Raw genomic sequence first — 1,020 nt, 5'->3', positions numbered from 1 at the left:
TAATCAGGCTGCTCTGCCCACTCTTGTTTGTAGTTTGGCTCGTAACCTAGTGTTGAACCGAAGTTACCGTCAACTCGCATTGCGCCGTCACGATGGTAGCTGTGTACCGGACAACGAGGGGCATTGACTGGAATTTGGTGATGGTTTACACCTAGGCGGTAACGCTGTGCATCTCCGTATGCGAACAAACGGCCTTGCAGCATTTTGTCTGGCGAGAAACCAATTCCAGGAACGATAGCTGCCGGGTTAAACGCGGATTGCTCAACTTCTGCATAGAAGTTTTCTGGGTTACGGTTCAGCTCAAACTCACCTACAGGGATAAGTGGATAATCTTTTTGAGACCATACTCTTGTTAGGTCGAATGGGTTGAAGTTAACTTCGTTGGCTTCTAATTCTGGCATGATCTGTACGTACATTTTCCATTTCGGGAAATCCTGACGCTCAATCGACTCATACAAATCGCGGTGATGGCTTTCACGATCTCTGCCCGCCAGCAGTTGTGCTTCCTCATCGCTGATGTTCTTAATACCTTGCTGAGTTTTGAAGTGGAACTTCACCCAGTAGCGTTCATTTTCAGCGTTGATAAAGCTGAATGTATGGCTACCGAAGCCGTGCATGTGACGGTAAGACGCTGGAATACCGCGGTCACTCATGACGATGGTTACTTGATGGAACGCTTCTGGCAGCGATGTCCAAAAATCCCAGTTGTTGGTCGAGCTGCGCATGTTGGTGCGTGGATCGCGTTTCACCGCGTGGTTGAGGTCAGGGAACTTCAACGGGTCACGTAAGAAGAAGACGGGCGTGTTGTTGCCGACTAAATCCCAGTTGCCTTCTTCGGTGTAAAATTTTAGGGCAAAACCACGGATGTCTCGTTCTGCATCCGCTGCGCCGCGCTCACCAGCAACGGTCGTAAAGCGAGCAAATAGCTCGGTCTTTTTACCAACCTCAGAGAAAATTTTTGCACGAGTGTATTTTGTAATGTCGTGAGTCACGGTGAATGTGCCGTAGGCACCAGAACCT

General features: G+C 49.1%; 1 protein-coding gene. It reads right to left on the bottom strand.

From position 1 onward, the window contains the following. A partial coding sequence (locus R7Q41_RS24410; protein WP_318144756.1) for a catalase occupies positions 1-1,020 on the bottom strand: 1,020 nt, incomplete at both ends.

This window comes from Vibrio sp. 2096 (assembly GCF_033339595.1).
Lineage (GTDB): Bacteria > Pseudomonadota > Gammaproteobacteria > Enterobacterales > Vibrionaceae > Vibrio > Vibrio alginolyticus.
The sequence above is the reverse complement of the archived record's forward strand: the minus strand, read 5'-3'. Positions and strand labels throughout refer to the sequence as shown.